General features: G+C 60.5%; 24 protein-coding genes and 1 rRNA gene. 16 read left to right on the top strand and 9 right to left on the bottom strand.

The features are described 5' to 3' along the window. Nucleotides 1-21: 21 nt before the first annotated feature. Nucleotides 22-1,558, bottom strand: a 16S ribosomal RNA gene (locus tag KVQ82_RS10460). Nucleotides 1,559-2,225: 667 nt separating this feature from the next. Between KVQ82_RS10460 and rhtA the strand changes: the two genes are divergently transcribed. After that, nucleotides 2,226-3,113 (top strand): threonine/homoserine exporter RhtA, encoded by an 888-nt coding sequence (gene rhtA / locus KVQ82_RS10455; RefSeq protein WP_041069804.1) that lies wholly within the window; start codon nucleotides 2,226-2,228, stop codon nucleotides 3,111-3,113. A gap of 168 nt (nucleotides 3,114-3,281) precedes the next feature. Beyond that, on the top strand, nucleotides 3,282-3,563 hold the full coding sequence (locus KVQ82_RS10450) for a hypothetical protein (protein ID WP_041069802.1): 282 nt from the start codon (nucleotides 3,282-3,284) through the stop codon (nucleotides 3,561-3,563). Nucleotide 3,564: 1 nt separating this feature from the next. Here the strand turns inward: KVQ82_RS10450 and KVQ82_RS10445 are convergent, their stop codons facing one another. Continuing rightward, nucleotides 3,565-4,143, bottom strand: coding sequence for a TetR/AcrR family transcriptional regulator (locus KVQ82_RS10445; RefSeq protein WP_086794366.1), 579 nt, complete (start codon nucleotides 4,141-4,143; stop codon nucleotides 3,565-3,567). Between the two features lie 91 nt (nucleotides 4,144-4,234). Here KVQ82_RS10445 and KVQ82_RS10440 point away from each other — a divergent pair, with 91 nt between their 5' ends. Both KVQ82_RS10440 and KVQ82_RS10435 read left to right on the top strand, forming a co-directional pair. Continuing rightward, entirely contained in the window at nucleotides 4,235-4,966 is a 732-nt protein-coding gene (locus KVQ82_RS10440; RefSeq protein ID WP_086794364.1) for an SDR family oxidoreductase, read from the top strand. Between the two features lie 40 nt (nucleotides 4,967-5,006). Then, nucleotides 5,007-5,603 (top strand): 2-hydroxychromene-2-carboxylate isomerase, encoded by a 597-nt coding sequence (locus tag KVQ82_RS10435; protein WP_222018804.1) that lies wholly within the window; start codon nucleotides 5,007-5,009, stop codon nucleotides 5,601-5,603. Nucleotides 5,604-5,647: 44 nt separating this feature from the next. Here the strand turns inward: KVQ82_RS10435 and KVQ82_RS10430 are convergent, their stop codons facing one another. The 4 genes from KVQ82_RS10430 to KVQ82_RS10415 form a co-directional block, all read right to left on the bottom strand. After that, nucleotides 5,648-7,456, bottom strand: coding sequence for an aminopeptidase P family protein (locus tag KVQ82_RS10430; protein WP_086794360.1), 1,809 nt, complete (start codon nucleotides 7,454-7,456; stop codon nucleotides 5,648-5,650). Nucleotides 7,457-7,512: 56 nt separating this feature from the next. Further along, nucleotides 7,513-8,679 carry an aminotransferase class V-fold PLP-dependent enzyme gene (locus KVQ82_RS10425; protein WP_222018803.1) on the bottom strand — a complete coding sequence of 389 codons (1,167 nt, stop codon included), beginning with the start codon at nucleotides 8,677-8,679 and terminating at the stop codon, nucleotides 7,513-7,515. A gap of 205 nt (nucleotides 8,680-8,884) precedes the next feature. After that, nucleotides 8,885-9,499: a LysE family translocator gene (locus KVQ82_RS10420; RefSeq protein WP_222018802.1), complete on the bottom strand. Its 615-nt coding sequence runs from the start codon at nucleotides 9,497-9,499 to the stop codon at nucleotides 8,885-8,887. Between the two features lie 102 nt (nucleotides 9,500-9,601). After that, on the bottom strand, nucleotides 9,602-9,859 hold the full coding sequence (locus KVQ82_RS10415; RefSeq protein WP_003226643.1) for a hypothetical protein: 258 nt from the start codon (nucleotides 9,857-9,859) through the stop codon (nucleotides 9,602-9,604). Between the two features lie 393 nt (nucleotides 9,860-10,252). On the opposite strand from KVQ82_RS10415, the gene msuE reads away from it, so the two are divergent. From msuE to KVQ82_RS10395, 4 genes are all read left to right on the top strand, one after another. Further along, a complete protein-coding gene (gene msuE / locus KVQ82_RS10410; RefSeq protein ID WP_041069777.1) occupies nucleotides 10,253-10,816 on the top strand; it encodes an FMN reductase in 564 nt (187 codons plus the stop codon). Nucleotides 10,817-10,826: 10 nt separating this feature from the next. Then, on the top strand, nucleotides 10,827-11,966 hold the full coding sequence (ssuD, locus tag KVQ82_RS10405) for an FMNH2-dependent alkanesulfonate monooxygenase (RefSeq protein ID WP_222018801.1): 1,140 nt from the start codon (nucleotides 10,827-10,829) through the stop codon (nucleotides 11,964-11,966). 128 nt (nucleotides 11,967-12,094) lie between these two features. Then, nucleotides 12,095-13,282: an acyl-CoA dehydrogenase family protein gene (locus KVQ82_RS10400; protein WP_222018800.1), complete on the top strand. Its 1,188-nt coding sequence runs from the start codon at nucleotides 12,095-12,097 to the stop codon at nucleotides 13,280-13,282. 25 nt (nucleotides 13,283-13,307) lie between these two features. Beyond that, on the top strand, nucleotides 13,308-14,411 hold the full coding sequence (locus KVQ82_RS10395; protein ID WP_222018799.1) for a sigma-54-dependent Fis family transcriptional regulator: 1,104 nt from the start codon (nucleotides 13,308-13,310) through the stop codon (nucleotides 14,409-14,411). Here the strand turns inward: KVQ82_RS10395 and KVQ82_RS10390 are convergent. Further along, complete coding sequence (locus KVQ82_RS10390) at nucleotides 14,408-14,773, bottom strand: antibiotic biosynthesis monooxygenase (RefSeq protein ID WP_041069765.1); 366 nt, start codon at nucleotides 14,771-14,773, stop codon at nucleotides 14,408-14,410. The genes KVQ82_RS10395 and KVQ82_RS10390 overlap by 4 nt on opposite strands. Before the next feature lie 92 nt (nucleotides 14,774-14,865). Here KVQ82_RS10390 and soxR point away from each other — a divergent pair, with 92 nt between their 5' ends. The 4 genes from soxR (at nucleotide 14,866) to KVQ82_RS10370 (ending at nucleotide 17,967) form a co-directional block, all read left to right on the top strand. Continuing rightward, entirely contained in the window at nucleotides 14,866-15,315 is a 450-nt protein-coding gene (gene soxR / locus KVQ82_RS10385; RefSeq protein WP_222018798.1) for a redox-sensitive transcriptional activator SoxR, read from the top strand. A 104-nt stretch (nucleotides 15,316-15,419) separates the two neighbouring features. Next, a complete protein-coding gene (locus tag KVQ82_RS10380) occupies nucleotides 15,420-15,878 on the top strand; it encodes a VOC family protein (RefSeq protein ID WP_222018797.1) in 459 nt (152 codons plus the stop codon). A 238-nt stretch (nucleotides 15,879-16,116) separates the two neighbouring features. Then, nucleotides 16,117-16,992 carry an alpha/beta fold hydrolase gene (locus tag KVQ82_RS10375; protein ID WP_222018796.1) on the top strand — a complete coding sequence of 292 codons (876 nt, stop codon included), beginning with the start codon at nucleotides 16,117-16,119 and terminating at the stop codon, nucleotides 16,990-16,992. Nucleotides 16,993-17,016: 24 nt separating this feature from the next. Then, a complete protein-coding gene (locus tag KVQ82_RS10370) occupies nucleotides 17,017-17,967 on the top strand; it encodes a LysR substrate-binding domain-containing protein (RefSeq protein WP_041069752.1) in 951 nt (316 codons plus the stop codon). 123 nt (nucleotides 17,968-18,090) lie between these two features. On the opposite strand, the gene leuD is transcribed toward KVQ82_RS10370, so the two are convergent. Together leuD and leuC are read right to left on the bottom strand one after the other, a co-directional pair. Continuing rightward, the gene (gene leuD / locus KVQ82_RS10365) at nucleotides 18,091-18,705 is read right to left on the bottom strand and encodes a 3-isopropylmalate dehydratase small subunit (RefSeq protein WP_222018795.1); all 615 of its coding nucleotides are present in this window, start codon (nucleotides 18,703-18,705) and stop codon (nucleotides 18,091-18,093) included. Further along, entirely contained in the window at nucleotides 18,702-20,120 is a 1,419-nt protein-coding gene (leuC, locus tag KVQ82_RS10360; protein ID WP_222018794.1) for a 3-isopropylmalate dehydratase large subunit, read from the bottom strand. Before leuC ends, leuD begins: the two co-directional genes overlap by 4 nt. A gap of 408 nt (nucleotides 20,121-20,528) precedes the next feature. Between leuC and KVQ82_RS10355 the strand changes: the two genes are divergently transcribed. From KVQ82_RS10355 to KVQ82_RS10340, 4 genes are read left to right on the top strand one after another with little or no spacing between them, the layout of a single operon-like run. Then, a complete protein-coding gene (locus tag KVQ82_RS10355; RefSeq protein ID WP_222018793.1) occupies nucleotides 20,529-21,719 on the top strand; it encodes a PepSY domain-containing protein in 1,191 nt (396 codons plus the stop codon). Beyond that, a complete protein-coding gene (locus tag KVQ82_RS10350; protein WP_222018792.1) occupies nucleotides 21,716-22,258 on the top strand; it encodes a thiamine pyrophosphate-binding protein in 543 nt (180 codons plus the stop codon). The genes KVQ82_RS10355 and KVQ82_RS10350 overlap by 4 nt, the downstream gene beginning before the upstream one ends. After that, nucleotides 22,255-22,593 carry a hypothetical protein gene (locus tag KVQ82_RS10345; RefSeq protein WP_222018791.1) on the top strand — a complete coding sequence of 113 codons (339 nt, stop codon included), beginning with the start codon at nucleotides 22,255-22,257 and terminating at the stop codon, nucleotides 22,591-22,593. The genes KVQ82_RS10350 and KVQ82_RS10345 overlap by 4 nt, the downstream gene beginning before the upstream one ends. Then, nucleotides 22,590-23,165 (top strand): DUF6162 family protein, encoded by a 576-nt coding sequence (locus tag KVQ82_RS10340; RefSeq protein ID WP_222018790.1) that lies wholly within the window; start codon nucleotides 22,590-22,592, stop codon nucleotides 23,163-23,165. The genes KVQ82_RS10345 and KVQ82_RS10340 overlap by 4 nt, the downstream gene beginning before the upstream one ends. The last annotated feature ends 1 nt before the right edge of the window (nucleotide 23,166 follow it).

Raw genomic sequence — 23,166 nt, 5'->3', positions numbered from 1 at the left:
GGAGCAGCTGATGTCGTCGATTAAGGAGGTGATCCAGCCGCAGGTTCCCCTACGGCTACCTTGTTACGACTTCACCCCAGTCATGAATCACACCGTGGTAACCGTCCTCCCGAAGGTTAGACTAGCTACTTCTGGTGCAACCCACTCCCATGGTGTGACGGGCGGTGTGTACAAGGCCCGGGAACGTATTCACCGCGACATTCTGATTCGCGATTACTAGCGATTCCGACTTCACGCAGTCGAGTTGCAGACTGCGATCCGGACTACGATCGGTTTTGTGGGATTAGCTCCACCTCGCGGCTTGGCAACCCTCTGTACCGACCATTGTAGCACGTGTGTAGCCCAGGCCGTAAGGGCCATGATGACTTGACGTCATCCCCACCTTCCTCCGGTTTGTCACCGGCAGTCTCCTTAGAGTGCCCACCATAACGTGCTGGTAACTAAGGACAAGGGTTGCGCTCGTTACGGGACTTAACCCAACATCTCACGACACGAGCTGACGACAGCCATGCAGCACCTGTCTCAATGCTCCCGAAGGCACCAATCCATCTCTGGAAAGTTCATTGGATGTCAAGGCCTGGTAAGGTTCTTCGCGTTGCTTCGAATTAAACCACATGCTCCACCGCTTGTGCGGGCCCCCGTCAATTCATTTGAGTTTTAACCTTGCGGCCGTACTCCCCAGGCGGTCAACTTAATGCGTTAGCTGCGCCACTAAGAGCTCAAGGCTCCCAACGGCTAGTTGACATCGTTTACGGCGTGGACTACCAGGGTATCTAATCCTGTTTGCTCCCCACGCTTTCGCACCTCAGTGTCAGTATCAGTCCAGGTGGTCGCCTTCGCCACTGGTGTTCCTTCCTATATCTACGCATTTCACCGCTACACAGGAAATTCCACCACCCTCTACCATACTCTAGCTTGCCAGTTTTGGATGCAGTTCCCAGGTTGAGCCCGGGGATTTCACATCCAACTTAACAAACCACCTACGCGCGCTTTACGCCCAGTAATTCCGATTAACGCTTGCACCCTCTGTATTACCGCGGCTGCTGGCACAGAGTTAGCCGGTGCTTATTCTGTCGGTAACGTCAAAATTGCAGAGTATTAATCTACAACCCTTCCTCCCAACTTAAAGTGCTTTACAATCCGAAGACCTTCTTCACACACGCGGCATGGCTGGATCAGGCTTTCGCCCATTGTCCAATATTCCCCACTGCTGCCTCCCGTAGGAGTCTGGACCGTGTCTCAGTTCCAGTGTGACTGATCATCCTCTCAGACCAGTTACGGATCGTCGCCTTGGTGAGCCATTACCTCACCAACTAGCTAATCCGACCTAGGCTCATCTGATAGCGCAAGGCCCGAAGGTCCCCTGCTTTCTCCCGTAGGACGTATGCGGTATTAGCGTTCCTTTCGAAACGTTGTCCCCCACTACCAGGCAGATTCCTAGGCATTACTCACCCGTCCGCCGCTGAATCCAGGAGCAAGCTCCCTTCATCCGCTCGACTTGCATGTGTTAGGCCTGCCGCCAGCGTTCAATCTGAGCCATGATCAAACTCTTCAGTTCAAACATCTTTGGGTTTTTAAGAAACCCTAAACTTGGCTCAGCAATCGTTGGTTACATCTTTGATTTCTCGCGGAGTAACTTGTGATGCTGATAATCTTGTTGACTATCAGTCTGACTCCACAAGCACCCACACGAATTGCTTGATTCAGTTGTTAAAGAGCGGTTGGTTAAGATCTTTCGTCTCAACCGAGGCGCGCATTCTACAGCAGCCTCATTTGCTGTCAAGTGATTATTTTCAGAAGTTTTCGAAGAATTCTTCAACAACTTCAACCACTTGCGCTTCCGATCTCTCGTTAGCGGGAGGCGAATTCTACAGCGTTACACGCTGCTGTCAACACCTCTTTTCACCGCTTTCGACCGAGAAGATCGAACCGTCAAAAGAGCCAAACATCACCACTCTTTCAACTCCTTCCAGGCTTCGATGAACTGAAGCAACCCGCTGTCGAAAACTTCGTAAATCGTTGAATCTCAAGAAGTTTTCCGTTTCGACTGCGCCGGAAGTGGGGCGAATTATAGACCTCCAGAATCTGCCGTCAACCGTTAATTTCAGTTTTCTATCAATGCACCGAAAAGCCAGCTATATATAGACGCAACGCCTGCGAATGCGCAGTATATTGCCCAACACCTAAAACAATACCCTGCTCTTACTTTCGGACGATGCCTCGCAATGACTGACCAACCTCGCTCCCTGGCCTCAACGCTGTTCCCGGTTGGCCTCTTATTAATAGCCATGGCATCCATCCAGTCTGGCGCCTCTTTAGCCAAGAGCATGTTCCCGGTAGTCGGCGCTCAAGGGACGACCACGCTGCGCCTGGTCTTCGCCAGCGTAATCATGCTGTTGTTGTTGCGCCCATGGCGCGCAAGGCTGACAGCTCAGTCGCTGCGGACAGTGATCGTTTACGGAATGGCGCTAGGCGGGATGAACTTTCTCTTCTATATGTCATTGCGCACCGTACCGCTTGGTATTGCAGTCGCGCTTGAGTTCACGGGTCCGCTGGCCGTCGCCATTTACGCCTCTCGCCGCGCTATCGATTTTCTCTGGATTGCCTTGGCGGCGGTCGGCCTGCTGTTGTTGATCCCGACTGGAGCAACATCCGCGGGAATTGATCTGGTCGGCGCCGGTTATGCCCTGGGCGCCGGCGTGTGCTGGGCGTTGTATATTCTGTTCGGCCAAAAAGCCGGTGCAGACAACGGCGTGACGACTGCGGCTCTGGGCGTGATGATCGCCGCACTGTTTGTCGCGCCGATCGGCATCGTGCATGCCGGCACCGCGTTGCTGACCCCGTCGCTGATCCCGATCGCCATCGGCGTCGCCATCCTCTCAACGGCTTTGCCCTATACCCTTGAGATGGTCGCCCTCACCCGCATGCCTGCCCGCACCTTCGGCACCTTGATGAGCATCGAACCGGCCTTCGGCGCATTGTCGGGACTGCTGTTTCTGCAGGAGTACCTCACGCTGTCACAATGGATGGCGATCCTCTGCATTATTCTGGCCTCCGTCGGGGCAACCATGACCATGGGCAGCACCGCCAAGCCCGCCGTTGCGGCAGATTGAGACAGGATTTGACGAAGGTCTGGCAATTGGCGTTCATTTAGGCCATGTTTAGCCCCCTTAACTCAGTGCCAGACATGGATTTTTCGGACAGGGATATCAAACCGCTTACAGCGCAGGCGAATACAGGCAGACCCGAGCGCCAGACTCGTGGCTACCATAAGGACGGTAATGAAACGAATTTTGATACTGATCGCTGTATTGGCAGTAGCGGGGTGCGCAGCGACCTCCAAGACTCAGGTGAAGCACGGTAAAAAAGGGCTGCACATCAACTGTTCCGGGCTGTCGTCCTCTTGGGACAAGTGCTACACCAGCGCCGCCAATTCCTGTGCCCCCAAAGGCTACAAGGTCATCGCCAAATCCGGGGACGCCGTGGAAGAACCAGGCGATTACCCGTTCGGTCTCAATCCGGCTGGCTATACCAGCCGCAGCATGATCGTCATCTGCAAGTGAATCATTCTGGCTGCTCGCCTTGTCGAGCAGCCAGTTGACGCCCGATTTCCTCATGACTGGACTGCAATACCGTCTGTTGAATCTCCGGCGTCACCAGCATCCGCGCCACCACCAGTGCTCCGACACATTGCGACAGAATCGACCATGCCAGGCTGTCGCTTTCCAGGATTTGCGCCCAACTGGCTTGCAGCCGACAAATCCACAACTCTGCCTGCTCGCGAACCTGATCATCTGAACGGGCAATTTCTGCGCCCAGTGTCGGCAAGGCACAGCCCGATTCAGGCTGCTCCACGTGAGCCATGCTCAGGTACTGCTTGAGACAGCGTTCCAGCCGCTCACGGTCCTGCGCTCCCTTCCCCCCCAGCCGCTCCAGGCTCTGACACAGTTCGCGCTCGACGATAGCGGTGAACAGCTCGTTTTTCGACGAGAAGTGGCTATAAAACGCCGCGCCACTCAGGCCGATCGCCTTCATCAAACCATCGACACCGACTGTGGAAAAGCCCGAACGCTTGGCTGATAGCGCACTGCTGTTCAGCAATTTTTCTCGGGTTTCCAGCTTGTGACCGGCGGAATACCGCATGTGCTTTCCTCTTGATCGAGCGCCTTGACGTTGTCCGGATCCTAGCATAACGTTCGTTCACTTAACGATCGTTTACTAAAGGGGTTCACCCATGAATAACAACAAGAAGGTCGTATTAGTTGTTGGTGCCGGCGATGCCACCGGCGGAGCGATTGCCAAGCGCTTTGCCAGGGAAGGATTTGTCGCTTGCGTCACCCGGCGCAGTGCCGACAAATTGCAGCCGCTGGTCGACGCGATTTCGGCCGAGGGTGGAGAAGCACATGGTTTTGCCTGCGATGCACGCAAGGAAGAAGACGTCATTGCGTTGATTGAAGAAATCGAAACCCGCCTGGGTCCGATCGAGGCGTTTGTCTTCAACATCGGCGCCAACGTGCCTTGCAGCATTCTCGAAGAAACTGCGCGCAAGTATTTCAAGATCTGGGAAATGGCCTGTTTCTCGGGCTTTCTCAATGCCCGCGAAGTGGCCAAGCGCATGGTCACGCGCCAGCGCGGCACCATTCTGTTCACTGGCGCCACCGCTGGACTGCGTGGCGCTTCCGGATTTGCCGCGTTTGCCGGCGCCAAACACGGTATCCGTGCACTGGCGCAAAGCATGGCTCGCGAGTTGGGCCCGATGAACATCCACGTCGCCCATGTAGTGGTCGATGGCGCCATCGACACCGACTTCATCCGCAACAGTTTCCCGGAGAAGTACGCGACCAAGGATCAGGACGGTATTCTCAATCCCGAACACATCGCCGAAAACTATTGGTATCTGCACAGTCAGCCACGGGATGCCTGGACCTTCGAGCTGGATCTGCGCCCGTGGAACGAACGCTGGTAAGCCCCGCCTCCTCCATAACAATAAATAGAGAGCAGCGAAGATGACGAAAACCGTGGAGTTCTATTTCGATCTCGGCAGCCCTGCCACTTACCTGGCCTATACCCAGTTGCCGAAAATCTGTGCCAAGACCGCGAGCCAGCTGATCTACATCCCGATGCTGCTGGGCGGCGTGTTCAAAGCGACCGGCAACGCTTCGCCGGCGATGATTCCGGCGAAGGGCCGCTACATGTTTCAGGATCTGGATCGCTACGCCAAACGTTATGGCGTGCCGTTGAGATTCAATCCGCACTTTCCGATCAACACGCTGACGCTGATGCGCGCGGTCACCGGCATCCAACTGCGCCAACCAGAACGTTTCCAGGCGTTTATCGACTGTCTGTTCAAGGCATTGTGGGTGGAGGGACGCCCGCTTGATGAGCCGGCAACTGTCGCTGCGGTATTGAGCGAGCACGGCTTCGACCCCAATGAAGTTCTGGCCCTGACCAACGACGAGACGGTAAAGGCAGCCCTGAAGGACAACACCGAAACAGCCATTAAACGCGGGGTGTTTGGCGCGCCGAGCATGTTTATCGGCAATCAGATGTTCTTTGGACAGGACCGCCTCGACTTCGTCGAAGAAGCCCTGCGTCAAGATTAGAAACAACACCCGGGCACTGCCGACAGCGCCCGGGTTTCAGCCATTCAGATCGCCGCTGTGCGCGTGTTCAGCCACTCCAGCGCAGCGCCCTCCAACAACGGACTCAGACGCTCACGCACTTCAGCGTGATAGGCGTTGAACCACTGCTTTTCTTCCTGGGTCAGCAAGGACGGCTCCAGGCAGCGCGTGTCGATCGGACACAGGGTCAAGGTTTCAAACTTGAGGAACTCACCGAACTCGCTGTTCCCCGCCTCACGGTTCATCGCCAGGTTCTCGATGCGCACGCCCCAACGGCCCGGACGATAAGTGCCCGGTTCAATCGAGGTGATCATCCCCGCTTGCATCGCCGTTTGCGGTGCCGGTGCTGCCTGATAGGCGATCACCTGCGGGCCTTCGTGAACGTTGAGGAAATAGCCGACCCCATGACCGGTGCCGTGACCGTAATCAACGCTTTCCGCCCAGATCGGTGCGCGGGCGATGGCGTCGAGCAACGGCGACAGAATGCCTTTCGGGAACTGCGCCCGCGAAAGAGCAATCACGCCTTTGAGTACCCGAGTGCAGTCACGCTTCTGTTCAGCCGTCGGCGTCCCCACTGGCACCATTCGGGTGATGTCGGTAGTGCCGCCCAGGTACTGGCCGCCCGAGTCGATCAGCAGCAAGCCGTCCCCCTCGATCACCGCGTGTTCTTCTTCGGTGGCGTGATAATGCGGCATCGCGCCATTGGCGTTAAACGCGGCAATCGTGTTGAAGCTCAGCGACACGTAATCCGGACGACGCTCACGGGCAGCCGTGAGTTTCTCGTCGATGGTCAGTTCGGTGATGCGTTCACGCCCCCAGGCCGATTCCAGCCAGGCGAAAAATTCGCACAACGCCGCGCCGTCCTGCTCCATGGCCTTGCGGATGTGCTGCGCATCAGCCTCACTCTTTTGCGATTTGGCGAGCGTGGTCGGGTTCAGGCCTTCCACCAGTTTCACCGCGCTGTCCAGGTTATCCAGCAAACCGCTGGTCACCCGCGCCGGATCCACCAACAGGCTGGCGCCGCCTGGTACAGCGCGCAAGGCGTCGGCGACTTCGCGGTAATCGCGCAGAGTCACGCCATCCTGCTCCAACACTGCGCGCAACTCGGCGTCGACTTTGCTCAAGGCCACAAACAGGGTCGCTTGCTGTTGATTGATCAACGCGAACGACACAAACACCGGATTGAACGAGACATCGCCGCCGCGCAGGTTGAACAGCCAGGCAATGTCGTCGAGGGTGGCGATGAAGTGCCAGTCGGCGCCACGTTCCCGCAAGGTCTCACGCAGTTTGGCGAGTTTTTCGCCACGGCTGACCGTCGCTTGCGGTGGCAGATGTTGATAGATCGGCGCGTTCGGCAGGCTCGGGCGGTCCGCCCAGACTTCATTCAGCAAGTCGATGTCGGTACGCAAACGCGCGCCGCGGGCTTCAAGCTTGCTGCTCAACGTGCGGGCCGAGGCAACGGCCATCACCGCACCATCGACCGCGACCACGCCACCTTCAGGTGTCTGTTCGGCCAGCCAGTCCAGCGGGCTCGGCTGACCCGGTTGCAGCTTGACCAGTTCGATGCCGCTGCCCTTCAGTTCCTTGGTCGCCTGCTCCCAATAGCGACTGTCAGCCCAGACCCCGGCGAAATCAGCAGTCACGATCAAAGTGCCGACCGAGCCATGAAAGCCCGACAGCCATTGTCGCCCTTGCCAGTAACCCGGCAGGTATTCCGAGAGGTGCGGGTCCGCCGATGGCACCAGCAACGCATGAATGCCTTCGCGGCGCATCAGTTCACGGGTGTGCGCCAGGCGCTGGGGAACCGTTCCTTCGGTCAAAGTCTGGGTACTCATCATGTCTCCTGCCAATCACTTCATCGTTATTGTTCGTAGCCGTGAAAACCGGCTGGTTAAAGCCCTGTCGCCCAGAATGCCGGGGCACTGGCGCAGGCGCCTTTGATCAGTTCTGCCGCCTGATCGATATCGTCGACGGTGGTGAAACGGCCGAGGCTCAGGCGAATGGTGCGACCGGCCAGCCGGGCATCGTGTCCCAGGGCCAACAGCACGTGAGAGGGCGTGTTGCTCGCCGAGTTACACGCCGAGGTCGCGGAAAAGGCGATCGACTGGCTCAAGGCCGCACTGTTGAATTCACCTTCGCTGAACGTCAGGCTCAGCGTGTGCGGGATGCGCTGGCTGGCGCTGCCGTTGAGGCGAACGCCCGGCAGGCTCAGCAACTGTTCAAGCAACCGCTCGCGCAGCGCCACGATGGACTTTTTCTCGGCATCGAATTCGGCAGCCGCCAAGGCGAATGCCGCGCCCATGCCGGCGATCTGATGCGTAGCCAGAGTCCCGGAGCGCAGCCCGCCTTCGTGGCCGCCGCCATGAATCTGCGCCAGCAAGCGCTGTTGCGCGCCGGGGCCGACGTACAACGCACCGATGCCTTTGGGGCCGTAGAGTTTGTGCGCCGAAAACGACATCAAGTCCACCGGCCATTGCTGCAGATCAATCGCCACTTTGCCCGCACCCTGCGCGGCATCGACGTGGAACAACGCGCCACGGCCGCGCACGACTTCACCAATGGCCGGGATATCGTTGAGGGTGCCGAGTTCGTTGTTGACCAGCATCAGCGACACCAGAAAAGTGTCGTCGCGCATGGCTTCACTGACCGCCTGCGGGGTGATCAGGCCATTGGCGTCCGGCACCAGATAGGTCACCGCAACGCCGCCGTCCTGCAATTGCCGGGCGGTATCGAGAATGGCTTTGTGTTCAATCTGGCTGGTAATGATGTGGCCACCGGCAACGCCGCGCGCCTGCGCCACGCCCTTGAGGGCGAGGTTGTTGGATTCGGTGGCGCCGGAGGTCCAGACGATCTGCGCGGCTTCGGCGCCGACCAGTTCGGCGACTTGTCGGCGGGCCTGCTCGACCGTGTGCCGGGCTTGCTGGCCGAAAGCGTGGGAGCTGGACGCCGGGTTGCCGAAGTTACCGTGAAAACCCAGACAGTCGATCATCACCTGGATGACCCGTTCGTCCACCGGGGTGGTGGCGGCGTAATCGAAATACAGCGGACGTTTATTCATAAAAAACTCGCAGAGCGTGTTCCGGGATCAGGAGGCTCGTGTCTGCAAACGGCACAACGCAGCCTCGTGAGCTGCGCGTTGGTTCGAGAGCGTCATCAATACCTGATCGGATGCCGTTAAAGAAGAACAACTTCATTTAAAAGTGCGTAGGAACGCTCCTGAAGCCGAGCTTAACAGGCATCGGGCCGGCGGTTGAAGCAATGCGTCAGTGAAAGCTTTCGAGAAGTAACGGGTACAGCGAAATCACCAACAGCGCCGCCATGCCCCAGTTGAACACGCGCAACCAGCGCGGCTCCTTCAGCACGTTGCGCAACAGCGTGCCACACGCCGCCCAGACGCCGACACTGGGCAGGTTGATGATGGCAAACACGGCGGCAATCACCACCACGTTGGTGAAGTAACCCTGCATCGGCGTGTAGGTGCTGATAGCGCCGATGGCCATGATCCAGGCCTTGGGATTGACCCACTGAAACGCGGCGGCACCGAGATAGCTGATCGGCCTGGCCTCGCCTTCGACGCCCTCGCCCACCGGCCCCGAGTGGGCGATTTTCCACGCCAGGTACAACAGATACGCGGCGCCGACATAGCGCAGCACCGTGTACAGAATCGGGTATGTCTGGAATACCGCGCCCAGGCCAAAGCCCAGCGCGACCACCAATACGAAGAAACCGCAGGTGATGCCGAGCATGTGAGGAATGGTGCGGTTGAAGCCGAAGTTCACCCCCGACGCCAGCAACATGGTGTTGTTCGGCCCCGGTGTAATCGAGGTGACAAGGGCAAACAGGGCAAAGCCCAACAGCAGATCAAGCGAAAGGGTCATGGAGGGCAATCCGTCGGGGGGCATTCAGGTGTTGACCCTATCGCACGGCAGCCCGCAAACCCACGGACAGTTACGCGAAAATTCGAGCAGTACAGTTTTCGATTAACTTGGACGACCGTGCAGCTGTATGGCTCGCCCGGCGCTCATTTCAGCTTTCTTGTCGAATTGCGATTCGCCCAGCAGTGCGGCTTTCTTCGCGTGATATTCGTCGAAGGACAAGCCGCTGCGATTCAGCGCTTCCATCGCCAGTTCGCGGGTTTCTTCGGCGGTGTAAGGCCGTTGTTCGGGGGAAACATGGGTCGCGCAACCGGCGAGTACGGAGACAACGAGCAACAGCGAAACAGTCAGTAAACGATTCATGGGGAGCGTCCTGGCGGGGCGGTGGTAGTCGATGGACAAAGGCTACGCCCGCGCCCGGCCGGGCAAAAATCAACGCGCTCAATAGTGGCTATCAGGAATTCAGCTTGATCGGCGCTATATCTCCTAACGATCTATAAATATCGATTAACGTTCTTTTACGGAATAAAAAGCAGTCGCTATAAATCCCTGCACACGGCGAACAACTGTTGCTCCAGCAACTGTTGCTCAGGCAACAGCAGATCAACAAACCCGCCTGATATCTGCACAACCGACTCACGCCATAGCGCTAAGACCCAAGTAAACCGGGCCTTTAAGGAATTGGTACAGCGCTTGCTCAAGCCTTGGCACTGACTCACTGCTCGCTGAGCAACTGTTGATAAAAAGGAACTGATCATGTCGCGTCCCCTGAAAGTCGTCGCCCTCTCCGGCGGCACCTGGCGTCCATCGCGCACGCTGGTGCTGACCCAAGCGCTGTTGGCCGAACTGGCCGGGCACTTGCCGGTCGAGAGTCATCTGATCGAACTCGGTGACATCGCCCGGCCGTTGGGTGCTGCCCTGTCGCGTCAGGAACTGAGCGTCGAAGTCGAAGCCGAACTGCAAGCCATCGAACAGGCCGATCTGCTGATCGTCGCCGCGCCGGTGTATCGCGGCTCCTACCCGGGCCTGCTCAAGCATCTGTTTGACCTGATCGACCTCAACGCGCTGATCGACACCCCGGTACTGCTCGCTGCCACCGGGGGCAGTGAGCGCCATGCGCTGGTGCTGGATCACCAGTTGCGGCCGCTGTTCAGTTTCTTCCAGGCCGTGACCCTGCCCATTGGCGTGTACGCCACCGAGGCCGATTTCGCCGACTACCAGATCACCAGCGAACCGCTGAAAGCGCGCATTCGCTTGGCCGCCGAACGCGCCGCGCCGCTGTTCGGCACGCAAATCAAACCGTTGCTGAAAATCGCTTAAGGAGCTGTTCATGGAGGTTTTCTGGTTCCTGCCGACCCACGGCGACGGGCATTACCTGGGCACCACCCAAGGCGCACGCCCGGTCACCCTGAATTACCTGAAACAAGTGGCGCAAGCCGCCGACAGCCTCGGCTACCACGGCGTGCTGATTCCCACCGGGCGCTCCTGCGAAGACTCGTGGGTGATCGCTTCGGCGCTGGTGCCGTTGACCGAGCGCCTGCGTTATCTGGTAGCGATTCGCCCGGGAATCATTTCGCCCACCGTTTCGGCGCGCATGGCGGCGACGCTCGATCGACTGTCCAACGGTCGTTTGCTGATCAACGTGGTGACCGGCGGCGACCCCGACGAAAACCGTGGCGACGGCAGCTTCCTCAGCCACAGCGAACGCTACGAAGTCACCGACGAATTCCTCAAGATCTGGCGCCGGGTGTTGCAAGGCGAATCGGTGGATTTCGAAGGCAAACACCTGAAAGTACAGAACGCCAAGGCCCTCTATCCGCCCGTGCAGAAACCCTATCCGCCGCTGTATTTCGGCGGCTCGTCCGACGCCGCGCATGATCTGGCCGCCGAGCAAGTCGACGTGTACCTGACTTGGGGCGAACCGCCCGCCGCTGTCGCCGAAAAACTTGCCGATGTGCGAGAACGCGCCGCTCGTCATGGGCGCAAGGTGAAGTTCGGTATTCGCCTGCACGTCATCGTTCGCGAGACCGCCGAAGAAGCGTGGAAAGCCGCAGACAAACTGATCGAGCACATCAGCGACGAGACCATCGAGGCCGCGCAGAAATCCTTCTCGCGTTTCGATTCCGAAGGCCAGCGGCGCATGGCGGCGTTGCATGACGGGCGTCGCGACAACCTGGAAATCGCCCCCAACCTGTGGGCCGGCGTCGGTCTGGTACGTGGCGGTGCCGGTACCGCGCTGGTGGGCGATCCGCAGCAAGTGGCCGCGCGAATCAAGGAGTACGCCGACCTCGGCATCGAGAGCTTCATCTTTTCCGGTTATCCGCATCTGGAAGAAGCTTATCGCTTTGCCGAACGGGTGTTCCCACTGCTGCCCGAGCCGTATGCAAGTCTGGCCGGACGCGGCGTGACCAACCTGACCGGGCCGTTTGGCGAAATGATTGCCAACGATGTGTTGCCCACCAAGTCCTGACCCAACACAAACTCTGTAGGAGCTGCCGCAGGCTGCGATCTTTTGACTTTGTTTTTTACAAACAAGATCAACAGATCGCAGCCTTCGGCAGCTCCTACAGGACAGTTGTAAAACATAGGAGATTTGGTGTGACCGCCAAACCACAAAGCACCCTGCTCTCCCCGCTGCAGACCGCGCGCCAACTGGCCGCCGAATTCGCCGTCACCGCCGTCGAACGTGACGAGCGCGGCGGTACACCGAAGGCCGAACGCGATGCCCTGCGCGACAGCGGCCTGCTGGCCCTGAGCATTCCCACCCGCTACGGCGGCCTCGGCGCGACATGGAGCGAAACCCTGCAAGTCGTGCGCGAGTTCGCCAAGGTCGACAGTTCCATCGCCCACGTCTTCGGTTTTCATCACCTGATGCTCGCCACCGTGCGCCTGTTCTCGCGGCCCGAACAATGGCAGCCGTGGTTCGAACAGACCGCGCGGCAGAACTGGTTCTGGGGTAACGCCCTCAACCCGCTCGACACCCGCACTGTGGTCAAGGACTTCGGCGGTTGGCGCGAGTTTTCCGGGAAGAAAAGCTTCTGCTCCGGCGCCAGCGATTCGCAGATGTTGATCGCTTCCGCCGTCGACGAAAGTGCCGGCGGCAAGTTGCTGATCGCGGCGATCCCCAGCGGTCGCAGCGGCATCACTCTGCACGACGACTGGAACAACATCGGCCAGCGCCAGACCGACAGCGGCAGTGCCACGTTCGAACGGGTGCGGGTCGAAGAATCCGAGCTGCTGCTTGATCCCGGCCCGTTGAGCACGCCGTTCGCCTGCCTGCGTCCGCTGATCGCGCAACTGACCTTCACCCACATGTTTCTCGGCATCGCCGAAGGTGCCTTTGCAGAAGCCCGGCAATACACCCTGAGCGAAACCCGGCTCTGGCACAAATCCGCTGCCCGCAACGTACGCGAAGATCCGTACGTGCTCGCGCATTACGGCGAATTCTGGGTCGCACTGGAAGGCATTCGTCTGCAGGTCGAGCGGGCCGCCGCGCTGCTTGACGAGGCCTGGGCCCAAGGCCCGAACCTGACGGCAGAAGAGCGTGGACATCTGGCCACGGCGATTGCCACCGCCAAGGTCGCCGCCAGTCGTCAGGGGCTGGACATCTGCAGTCGTTTGTTCGAAGTCACCGGCGCGCGCTCAACCCACGCCTCGCTGCGTCTTGACCGACACTGGCGCAACCTGCGCACGCAGACCCTGCACGACCCGCTCGATTACAAACTCCACGAGCTGGGCGACTGGGCGCTGAACCAGGCGCTGCCAGTGCCAACGTTCTATTCCTGATCTTGCCTTTAATGGAGCGAGTCCCATGCAACTGCTGACCCTTCCGCCCTCACCCGCTCTGGCGACGTCGATCCGTGCCACCGCGCAAGTCTTCGAAGACCCGAAATCCCAGGCCTTGCTGGCGCATCTGAACCAAATCGCGCCGAGCGAAGCCAGCGTGCTGATCATCGGCGAGACCGGCACCGGCAAGGAACTGGTGGCGCGTCATATTCACAATCTGAGCCACCGCCGGCATCGGCCGTTTGTCGCAGTCAACTGCGGCGCCTTCTCCGAATCACTGGTGGAAGCCGAGCTGTTTGGCCATGAAAAAGGCGCTTTCACCGGCGCGCTCAGCGCCAAGGCCGGCTGGTTCGAAGAGGCGGATGGCGGCACCTTGTTCCTCGACGAAATCGGCGATTTGCCAATGGCGATTCAGGTCAAGTTGCTGCGGGTGCTGCAGGAGCGCGAAGTGGTGCGCCTCGGCTCGCGCAAAAGCATTCCGATCGATGTGCGGGTGCTGGCCGCGACCAACGTGCAACTGGAGAAAGCGATCAACGCCGGCAACTTCCGCGAAGACCTGTTCTACCGGTTGAACGTGGTCAATCTGGAACTCAGTCCGCTGCGCGAACGGCCCGGCGACATCCTGCCGCTGACCCGGCATTTCATCGAGGCCTACAGCCAGCGCCTGGGTTACGGACGGGTCAACATCAGCCCCGGTGCCGAACAGAAACTGCGCAGCTACAGTTGGCCAGGGAACATCCGCGAACTGGAAAACGTCATCCATCACACCCTGTTGATCTGCCGCAACGGTGTGATCGAGCGCGATGATCTGCGCCTGTCGAACCTGCGCATCGAGCGCGCGGACGATCAGCAGTCGGGCGCCGGCGATTCACCGGAAGCGTTGCTGGAACGGGCCTTTCAAAAGCTCTTCGAACAACAGGCCGGCGCCCTCCACGAAAAGGTCGAAGACGCCCTGCTGCGCGCCGCCTATCGCTTCTGCCATTACAACCAGGTGCACACCGCCGCCCTGCTCGGGCTGAGCCGCAACGTCACCCGCACGCGGCTGATCAAGATCGGCGAACTGGCGGTGAACAAGCGGCGACTCACGGAAAACCTGCAAGGCGAACGCCTGATCCAGTTGTCGATCTAGCCGACCAGATTGCAGTGCAGCGCATCGTCATGACTGCGGGCGATGCTGCTCAACACCTGAAATGAATTGAAGGTCACGGTTTTCGCCTGATGGGCGCGGATCAGTTGCCAGAAATCCTGCTCGCCGCTTTCATAGCGACAGAACGCCGCCTCCCCGGCTTCGCGGCTTTGCCATTGCAGCAAGCTCAGCACCCGCCGACCGTCGTCGCTGACCTGGACGCTGGCGCTGACAAAGCCTGCGTAGCGCTGCGCCAGATGTTCGCTCTGCTGCGACAGCGCACAAACCAATGCCGGCTGCTGACGCGGCTCGATCTCGAATTCGATCAATTGGGTAAAACTGCGATTTTTCGCTGAGGTTTGCATGAGAAGTCCCCACTCATTAAGCCGAGTCTTGCGACTCGAAGGCCTGCAGGGTAAAACCTCTAGTTAAGTCAAGGTCAAGAGCCCTTTGCAAAATGATCACCCCGGAAAACCTGCACAAACAGCTCACCGTCGGCGAAGTCGCCGCGCGCAGCGGTGTCGCGGTCACTGCCCTGCACTTTTATGAAGCCAAAGGCCTGATCAAGAGCCAGCGCAATGCCGGCAATCAGCGCCGTTATCCACGGGCGGTCTTGCGCCGGGTGGCGTTGATCAAGGTCGCGCAACGCCTGGGTATTCCGCTGGCGGAGATTGGCGAGGCGCTGAAGAAACTCCCCGACGACCGCGCACCAACCGCAGCGGACTGGAAAATCCTCTCCGAGCAGTGGCGCCGCGAGCTGGATGAACGGATTAATCAACTGACCCTGTTGCGTGACCGGCTTACCGGCTGCATCGGCTGCGGCTGTCTGTCGATGGAAGCTTGCCCGTTGCGCAATCAGGGTGATGTGCTCGGTGATCAGGGGCCGGGGGCGCACTTTCTGGACTGACTGCTCGTCGGGGAAAAATCCTGGCCGCGCAGACAGTTCTATAGTGAATCTTCCACAAATCCGGTGGAGCCCTACCTCGCAAAACGCAGAACAGGGAGAACGTCATGAGCGTCAAACCCATTCCCGAGGGGTATCACAGCATTACCCCGTACCTCGGCATCCTCAAGGCCGCCGAAGCCATCGAGTTCTACAAGAAAGCCTTTGGCGCGACCCAGGTCATGCGCCTGGACATGCCCTACGGGCGCGTCGGCCACGCCGAACTGCGGATTGGCGACAGCGCGATCATGCTCGGAACGCCGTGCGATCAAGGGCCGTTGAGTGGTCCGGACAATGCCGTGTCGGTCGGTCTGCATCTGTATGTCACTGATATCGATAAGTCCTTTCAACGGGCGCTGGATGCCGGGGCGAAAGCGGTGTCGGAGGTCAAGGATCAGTTTTATGGTGATCGCAGCGGGACGGTGAAGGATCCCTATGGGCACCTGTGGTTTCTGGCGACGCGCAAGGAGGATCTGACGGAAGAGCAGATCAAGCAGCGGGCGATGGAGATGTTCAGTCAGGGTTGAGATTTTCAGGGTTTGGGCTGGCCTCTCGCGGGCAAGCCCGCTCCCACAGGGATCTCCGGTGTTTACACGATGGGTGTCACACAGAAAAACACTGTGGGAGCGGGCTTGCCCGCGAAGGGGCCAGCCCTGGCGACACACATCACACTTCATGAACCACCACACCACGCTTCAACCCTTGCCCCGAATGCCGAACACTTTCAGGATGCATCCCACCCGCACCTGAACAAGGATCAGCCCGATGTTTGCCGGATTCGTCAAAGACCAGCGCCACGTCAACGGCGTCGACATCGCCTATCGCCTCGGTGGCAGCGGCCCGGGGCTGTTGCTGTTGCACGGACACCCGCAGACCCACGTGATCTGGCACAAGATTGCCGAGCAGTTGGCGGAGCATTTCACCGTGGTCGCCGCCGACCTGCGCGGCTATGGCGACAGCGCCCGACCGGCTGCCGATGAACTGCACCGCAACTATTCAAAACGCGAAATGGCCAGAGACAATCTCGAGTTGATGCAGGCGCTGGGCTTCGAACAGTTTTCGATTCTGGCCCACGACCGTGGCGCCCGGGTCGGCCATCGCCTGGCCCTCGACCACCGCGCTGCGGTGCAACGGATGATGCTGCTGGACATCGCCCCGACCCTGGCAATGTACACGCAGACCAACGAAGCGTTCGCCCGCGCCTATTGGCACTGGTTCTTCCTGATCCGCCCGGCGCCGTTGCCGGAAACCCTGATCGAAGCCGATCCCGAAGGCTATCTGCGCAGCGTCATGGGCAGCCGCAGCGCCGGACTCACGCCGTTCACCGAGCCAGCGTTCAGCGAATACCTGCGGTGCCTGCAACGTCCCGGCAGCGCCCACGGCATTTGCGAGGACTACCGCGCCAGCGCCAGCATCGACCTGGAACATGACCGGGCCGACCTCGCTGCCGCCCATCATCTCGACCTGCCGCTGCGGGTGCTGTGGGGCGCGCAAGGCACGGTCGGGCGCTGCTTCGACCCACTCAAGGAATGGCAGCAAGTGGCGAGCAACGTCAGTGGCAAGGCGCTGCCGGCCGGGCATTATCTGGCCGAAGAAGTGCCCGAACTGTTGCTCGCCGAAGCGCTGGATTTCCTGCGCTGAATCGAGCCCTGTACGGCCGATGCTATGCTGGCGGCTTGTGCCGCCAGTGCTCGTTCCCACATGTCCCAGAACCAAGACCCCGTGCCCCTGCCCGAAGACCTGCGCGTGCTGCTGACCGTGATCCGCAAGAACGGTTTCGCCGCTGCCGCCGATGAACTGGGCCTGTCCCCGGCCTACGTCAGCAAACGCATCCAGATTCTCGAATCGACCCTCGGCACCCGACTGCTGCACCGCACCAGTCGCCGCGTGTCGCTGACCGAAGACGGCGAGCGGGTGCAGCGCTGGGCCTTGCGTATTCTCGATGACTTCCAGCAACTGCGCGACGACCTCGCCGACGCCCACGACAGCCCGCGCGGGCGCTTGCACATCTGCAGCAGTTTCGGTTTTGGCCGTAATCATGTGGCGCCTGCGGTTTCACGGCTGGCCGAGCTGCACCCGCAGCTGCAGATTCGCCTGGACTTGTTCGACCGTGCAGTGGACATCGTCAACGAGGGCTTCGACCTGGAAATCCGCGTCGGCGACGACCTGCCCGGCCAGCACATCGGCCGGCAACTGGTGAGTAATCGCCGGGTGTTGTGCGCAGCGCCCGAATACCTGCAACGCCGTGGCACACCGCAAACGCTGGAGGATCTGCAACAGCATGACTGCCTGGTAATCAAGGAGCGCGACAACGCCTTCGGCGTCTGGCATCTGGATCGTGACGGCACGCAGGAAAGCGTGCGGGTCAGTGGGCCGCTGTCTTCCAACAACGGCGAGATCGTCCTGCAATGGGCGCTCGACGGACGCGGCGTGTTGCTGCGTTCCTTGTGGGATGTGAAACCGTTGCTGGAACAGGGCCGACTGCTGCCGGTGCTGGCCGATTACAGCCAGAGCGCCAACGTCTGGGCGGTATATCCGACGCGGCTGGCCAATTCCGGCAAGCTGCGGGCGTGTGTGGAGTTTTTGCAGGGGCATTTCAAGGATCTTTCTCTCTAGCCCAAACATCACAAAACCCTGTGGGAGCTGGCTTGCCAGCGAAGGCGTCAGTTCAGCCAATATAAATGTTGGATGTGCTGGCCTCATCGCTGGCAAGCCAGCTCCCACAGGGTCAAAGGGGTGTCAGGTCAGCCATGGGTTGGCGGCCAGGTGTTCGCGCTCGAACGCCTCGATCTGCTCACGCCGCTGCAAGGTACTGCCTATCGCATCCAGCCCCAGCAACAGTGCGGTCTTGCGCAAGCCGTCAATCTGGAAATCGATGACTTCACCGTCCGCCAGATGGATCTGCTGCGCCTCTAGATCCATACTGATCTGTGCCGTTTCAGGCTGACTCACCAACCGGCCAATGCGCTGCACCTGCGCCTCATCCAGCGTGATCAGCAACACCCCGTTGCGCTGGCAGTTGTCGTAGAAGATCCCGGCAAAACGGCTGCCGATCAGCGTGCGAATGCCCATTTGCTGCAGCCCCCACACCGCGTGTTCGCGGCTGGAACCGCAGCCGAAATTCGCCCCGACCACCAGAAAACTCGCGCCCTGCCAGGCTGGCTGGTTCAACACGAATTCCGGGTTGGGCGTACCGTCGGCGAGAAAGCGCAGATCGAAAAACAGCCCACGATCCAGCCCCTGACGGTCGATGCCCTTGAGGAATTGCTTGGGCATGATCACGTCAGTATCGACGTTGGCCGCGAGCAGCGGCGCGGCCCGGCCGCTGACTTGCGTGAAGGGTTGCAGACTCATGGACGTTCTCCAAAGTGGCGGATGTCGGTGAGGTGGCCGCTGATCGCGGCGGCGGCGACCATCGCCGGGCTCATCAGGTGCGTACGCGCCCCGGCGCCCTGGCGGCCTTCAAAGTTACGGTTGGTGCTGGAGGCGCAGCGGTCGCCGGGCGCGAGCACGTCATCGTTCATCGCCAGGCACATCGAGCAGCCGGACTGACGCCATTCAAACCCGGCGTCGATAAAGATCTGCGCCAGCCCTTCAGCCTCGGCCTGTGCGCGCACTTCGCTGGAACCGGGCACGATCATCGCCCGCACATGCCCGGCCACCCGCCGCCCACGCACGACGCTGGCAGCGTCACGCAAATCCTCGATCCGCGCGTTGGTGCAGGAGCCGATAAACGCGTGACTGATGACGATATCGCGCAGCGCCATGCCCGGCTCCAGGCCCATGTAATGCAGGGCGCGGCGCATGTCCTGACGCAGGATCGGATCGTCGATGGCCTGCGGATCCGGCACCTGCGCGCCAATCGCCGCCGCCTGATCCGGGCTGGTGCCCCAGGTGACCATCGGCTCCAGCAGACTGGCGTCGAGATGGATTTCGCGGTCGAACACGGCGCCGGGATCGCTGCGCAGTTCACGCCATTTTTCCACGCCGCGCGCTAACAGTTCGCCTTGCGGTGCGCGGGGTTTGCCCTTGAGATAAGCAAAAACTTTTTCGTCCGGCGCCATGAACGCGCCGCGTGCACCGGCTTCGACCGCCATGTTGCAAATGGTCATCCGCGCTTCGACGCTGAGGGCTTCGATGGTCGAACCGCAGAATTCGATGGCATAACCCGTGGCACCTGACGCACCGATCCGGCCGATCAGCGCCATGATCACGTCCTTCGACGTCAGCCCCGTTGCCAGCTCGCCCTCCACCGTCACGCGGAGGCTTTTCAGGCGCTTGTAGACCAGCGTTTGCGAGGCCAGCAGGTGCTCGATTTCCGAGGTGCCGATACCAAATCCGAACGCCCCCAGCGCACCGTAGGTGGTGGTGTGGCTGTCGCCGGCGGCGATGACCATGCCCGGCAGAATGAAGCCCTGCTCCGGGGCGATCACATGCTCGATGCCCTGACGTTTATCGAGGATATCCAGCAGTTCGATGCCGAAGTCCCGGCAGTTCTCCGCCAGATACGACACCTGCCGCGCACCGCCGGCATCAGGCATCGCCGCCACCCGTTTGGGGGTGGTCGGGTTGACGTGATCGACCACCGCCAACGCCGTACCCGGCCGCCAGACCTTGCGCCCGGCAGCACGCAGACCGCTGAACGCCTGCGGGCTGGTGTATTCGTTGATCACCTGGCGATCGATATACAGCAGCACATGGCCCTGATCGTCGAGGCGGCACACGGTGTGCGAATCGATGTGTTTGTCGTAGAGGGTTCTGGGGTTCATCAGGGGGCTCACTAGGGGAATCGAGTGATTTCCATCATAAGGAGCGCGAACCGGCCATCAATTGCCCGACAGTGAGAGCGCCATTCATGAATCGTGTTTGATCGCTTGCCCGCAAAAATCCTGTAGGAGCTGTCGAGTGCAACGAGGCTGCGATCTTTTGATCTGTTGTTTAAAGATCAAGATCAAAAGATCGCAGCGTGCCGCAGCTCCTACAGGGGGATGTCGTCGCCCCTGCGAAGTGCGAAACATTTGCTTTCATATCACCTTTCGGGATTTGTCCGGCTCATCCGTCCTATAGAGATGCAGGCCGTTCGCACAGGCAACCGCCACGACCGCGCCTTTTTGCGGACACCCGCGCTGCGAAGCCCGTAGCCGCGTGCCCTTTCATCGAAATCAAGACGCGCAATCATGTCGAAGAAATCCCGTTCCAAACTGTGGTTCCTGGTGCATAGCTGGCTCGCGCTGCCGATCTGGTTTTTTGTCCTGATCGTCTGTGTCACCGGCACGCTGGCGGTGGTCAGCCAGGAAATCGTCTGGCTGGCCAACCCGCAGATGCGCGCCAGCCAGCCATCGGATGACGCGCCGCGGCTCAGTTACGATCAGGTGCTGGCCGCGATCAAACAGGCCGAACCGCAGACACTGGTGGAAAGCATCAGCCGTCCCGACGAGTCGCACTTCGCCCTCGATGTCGAGGTCAGCTACCCCGACGGCCGTACCCAGACGGTCTACGTCAACCCGTACACGGGGGTGATTCAAGGTCCGGCGCCGGACTTCAACTTCAAGGCGTTCACTCGCGCCCTGCACGGCTGGTGGCTGGTGCCGTTCACCAACGGTTTCAGTTGGGGCTGGTACCTGGTGTCGTTCCTCGGCCTGCCGATGCTGGCCTCGCTGGTCACCGGGCTGGTGGTGTACAAGCGTTTCTGGAAAGGTTTCTTCAAACCCACCCTGCGTTTTCGCCACGGCGCGCGGATCTTCTGGGGCGACTTCCACCGACTGAGCGGCATCTGGTCGATCTGGTTCATCGCGGTGATCTCGATCACCGGCACCTGGTTTCTGATCCAGGCCATTCTGGCCGACAACCAGGTATCGATCAGCAGCGAGCCGATCATTCCCGCCATGTCCCGGGAAAGCGTACCGATGTCGAGCGACGCCAGTCCTGCCCCACGGATCAGCCTCGATCGCGCGGTACAGATCGCCGAACAGCACATCCCCGGGCTGGAAGTCAGCTTCGTCAGCCTGCCGGGCAATGCCTACAGTCACCTGAGCGTTGGCGGTCGCGGCTGGTATCCGCTGATGTTCCAGACCGCCACGCTCAACCCGTACAACGGTGACATGGCCGCCACCCGACTGCTGACTGACCGCTCTTCGCTGGAGTTCGTCACCGAGTCGATGCGACCGCTGCACACCGGTGATTTCGGCGGTCTGTGGATCAAACTGATCTGGTTCTTCTTCGGCCTGCTGCTGAGCATGATGGTCCTCAGCGGCCTGTTGATCTGGACCAAGCGCACCGCGCTGGCCACCGCCAACGCCCTCAAGCGCGAAAATAAAAAGGCCCGCAGCCCCCGCGTCAGCCGTGAACCGGCGGAGGTCAGCCTGTGAGCCCGTCCAATCGCACTGCCCAACCGTCCGCCCTGCGCCGCTTCTGGCACAAATGGCGCTTTCACCTGAACGCCTTGTTGCTGCTGATTCCGCTGGGGTTCATGCCCAAGTACTTCGCCGATGCCGCGCTGTTTCGCGGTGACGTCGGCCTCGGTGAACATGAGGTCGGCGAGATCCAGGTCGGCCCGTGGAGCCTGCGCCTGGCCGAACTGCGTAACGAAGCACCGCGCCTGAGCGGCCCCGCCGGTTACATGAAGGACTTCAATGCCGCCCTCTGCGATGCCTGTGTCGAACAGGTCAAGGCCACCTACCTGCGCATCGGCAAACCGCGCAGCCTGCGCGCCGCCGGGGTGATTTTCTTTGGCACGCCGTATCGCATGGGCGCGCAATTGCCGGTGGCGGAAAAGACCAAGGCCGATGCCGAACTGTGGATCACCATGGAAGGCTGGGACGGCAGCCTGCACCAAGCCTCGATTCCCCTGAGCCAGGCCTCCCCCGCCACCCTCGCCTGGCTGAACAAACAAGGAGCCAAACCATGAACCGCGTTCAACGCCCTTCCCGCCTGCGGTTGCGCGCCGCGTTGCTGCTGTGCGCAGGTTTCAGCGCCGGCGCCCTGGCCCATAACCCGATGTGCGAATGCAAAGCCGTTGATGCCGAGCAGATCAAATGCACCGGCGGCTTCTCCGACGGCAGCGGCGCGCCGGGGGTGACCCTCGATGTGATCGGTTACGACGAAACCATTCTGCTGCCGGGCAAGCTCGGCGCCGACTCGACCGTGACGTTCAAGAAACCGGCAGCCGAGTTTTACGTGCTGTTCGACGCCGGCCCCGGCCACGTCGTGGAAATCGACCAAGCCGACATCGAGGCCCCATGAGCACGCCCACCACGCAAGTCGTCCGCCCGGCCGGTGCCGGGCATGAAACCCTTAACGTTCTGCTGTTGTGTTTGCTGATCCTTGCCGTTGCCGGCTCGGTGGTGGCATGGCGCGGTGTGTCCCATGAACCGGAACCAGTCGCCAGCCATCAGCTCGATGCGCGGCGCGACCTCAGCGCCGCCGAGCAAGGCATCTACGCCGACCTGCGGGTGACCCTCGATGAAATCCGCCTGCTGCGTGCAGAACAGCAAAGCCTGCCGACGCCACAGACCCTGGCCGAAGAAGGTTTCGCCCCGTTCGCCCAGGACGCCAGTTCGGTCAGCCGAGGCGGTCACGTCTGGCAATTGCTCGCGGACACCGCCTATTTCGGCCACAGCCAGGCGCCCGCCGTCGCCGGTTCATTCGTGATGCGGCTGAGCGCCGACGCCACTGCCGCGCCGGATATCTGGCTCAACCGCGCTGCCGAGCTGCGGACGCCCGCCGACCTGACCGACGCCGCGCTGTCCGCCGCTGGCTGGAAACAGATCGTCGCGCAGTTCGATGCCGGTGTGACCCGCGAGCATCGCCACTGAA

It is taken from the genome of Pseudomonas sp. AO-1 (genome assembly GCF_019775695.1).
Classification (GTDB): Bacteria; Pseudomonadota; Gammaproteobacteria; order Pseudomonadales; family Pseudomonadaceae; genus Aquipseudomonas; species Aquipseudomonas parakoreensis.
The sequence above is the reverse complement of the archived record's forward strand: the minus strand, read 5'-3'. Positions and strand labels throughout refer to the sequence as shown.

What these genes read in the sequence shown, in the direction of transcription:
- KVQ82_RS10395 (WP_222018799.1), top strand. Translation starts at nt 13,308, where the DNA reads ATGCAACTGCTGACCCTTCCGCCCTCACCCGCTCTGGCGACGTCGATC.
- KVQ82_RS10415 (WP_003226643.1), bottom strand. Translation starts at nt 9,859, where the DNA reads ATGAATCGTTTACTGACTGTTTCGCTGTTGCTCGTTGTCTCCGTACTC.
- msuE (WP_041069777.1), top strand. Translation starts at nt 10,253, where the DNA reads ATGTCGCGTCCCCTGAAAGTCGTCGCCCTCTCCGGCGGCACCTGGCGT.
- KVQ82_RS10390 (WP_041069765.1), bottom strand. Translation starts at nt 14,773, where the DNA reads ATGCAAACCTCAGCGAAAAATCGCAGTTTTACCCAATTGATCGAATTC.
- rhtA (WP_041069804.1), top strand. Translation starts at nt 2,226, where the DNA reads ATGACTGACCAACCTCGCTCCCTGGCCTCAACGCTGTTCCCGGTTGGC.
- KVQ82_RS10420 (WP_222018802.1), bottom strand. Translation starts at nt 9,499, where the DNA reads ATGACCCTTTCGCTTGATCTGCTGTTGGGCTTTGCCCTGTTTGCCCTT.
- KVQ82_RS10425 (WP_222018803.1), bottom strand. Translation starts at nt 8,679, where the DNA reads ATGAATAAACGTCCGCTGTATTTCGATTACGCCGCCACCACCCCGGTG.
- KVQ82_RS10375 (WP_222018796.1), top strand. Translation starts at nt 16,117, where the DNA reads ATGTTTGCCGGATTCGTCAAAGACCAGCGCCACGTCAACGGCGTCGAC.
- KVQ82_RS10445 (WP_086794366.1), bottom strand. Translation starts at nt 4,143, where the DNA reads ATGCGGTATTCCGCCGGTCACAAGCTGGAAACCCGAGAAAAATTGCTG.
- KVQ82_RS10430 (WP_086794360.1), bottom strand. Translation starts at nt 7,456, where the DNA reads ATGAGTACCCAGACTTTGACCGAAGGAACGGTTCCCCAGCGCCTGGCG.
- KVQ82_RS10380 (WP_222018797.1), top strand. Translation starts at nt 15,420, where the DNA reads ATGAGCGTCAAACCCATTCCCGAGGGGTATCACAGCATTACCCCGTAC.
- KVQ82_RS10370 (WP_041069752.1), top strand. Translation starts at nt 17,017, where the DNA reads ATGCTGGCGGCTTGTGCCGCCAGTGCTCGTTCCCACATGTCCCAGAAC.
- ssuD (WP_222018801.1), top strand. Translation starts at nt 10,827, where the DNA reads ATGGAGGTTTTCTGGTTCCTGCCGACCCACGGCGACGGGCATTACCTG.
- KVQ82_RS10440 (WP_086794364.1), top strand. Translation starts at nt 4,235, where the DNA reads ATGAATAACAACAAGAAGGTCGTATTAGTTGTTGGTGCCGGCGATGCC.
- KVQ82_RS10355 (WP_222018793.1), top strand. Translation starts at nt 20,529, where the DNA reads ATGTCGAAGAAATCCCGTTCCAAACTGTGGTTCCTGGTGCATAGCTGG.
- leuD (WP_222018795.1), bottom strand. Translation starts at nt 18,705, where the DNA reads ATGAGTCTGCAACCCTTCACGCAAGTCAGCGGCCGGGCCGCGCCGCTG.
- KVQ82_RS10435 (WP_222018804.1), top strand. Translation starts at nt 5,007, where the DNA reads ATGACGAAAACCGTGGAGTTCTATTTCGATCTCGGCAGCCCTGCCACT.
- leuC (WP_222018794.1), bottom strand. Translation starts at nt 20,120, where the DNA reads ATGAACCCCAGAACCCTCTACGACAAACACATCGATTCGCACACCGTG.
- soxR (WP_222018798.1), top strand. Translation starts at nt 14,866, where the DNA reads ATGATCACCCCGGAAAACCTGCACAAACAGCTCACCGTCGGCGAAGTC.
- KVQ82_RS10450 (WP_041069802.1), top strand. Translation starts at nt 3,282, where the DNA reads ATGAAACGAATTTTGATACTGATCGCTGTATTGGCAGTAGCGGGGTGC.
- KVQ82_RS10345 (WP_222018791.1), top strand. Translation starts at nt 22,255, where the DNA reads ATGAACCGCGTTCAACGCCCTTCCCGCCTGCGGTTGCGCGCCGCGTTG.
- KVQ82_RS10340 (WP_222018790.1), top strand. Translation starts at nt 22,590, where the DNA reads ATGAGCACGCCCACCACGCAAGTCGTCCGCCCGGCCGGTGCCGGGCAT.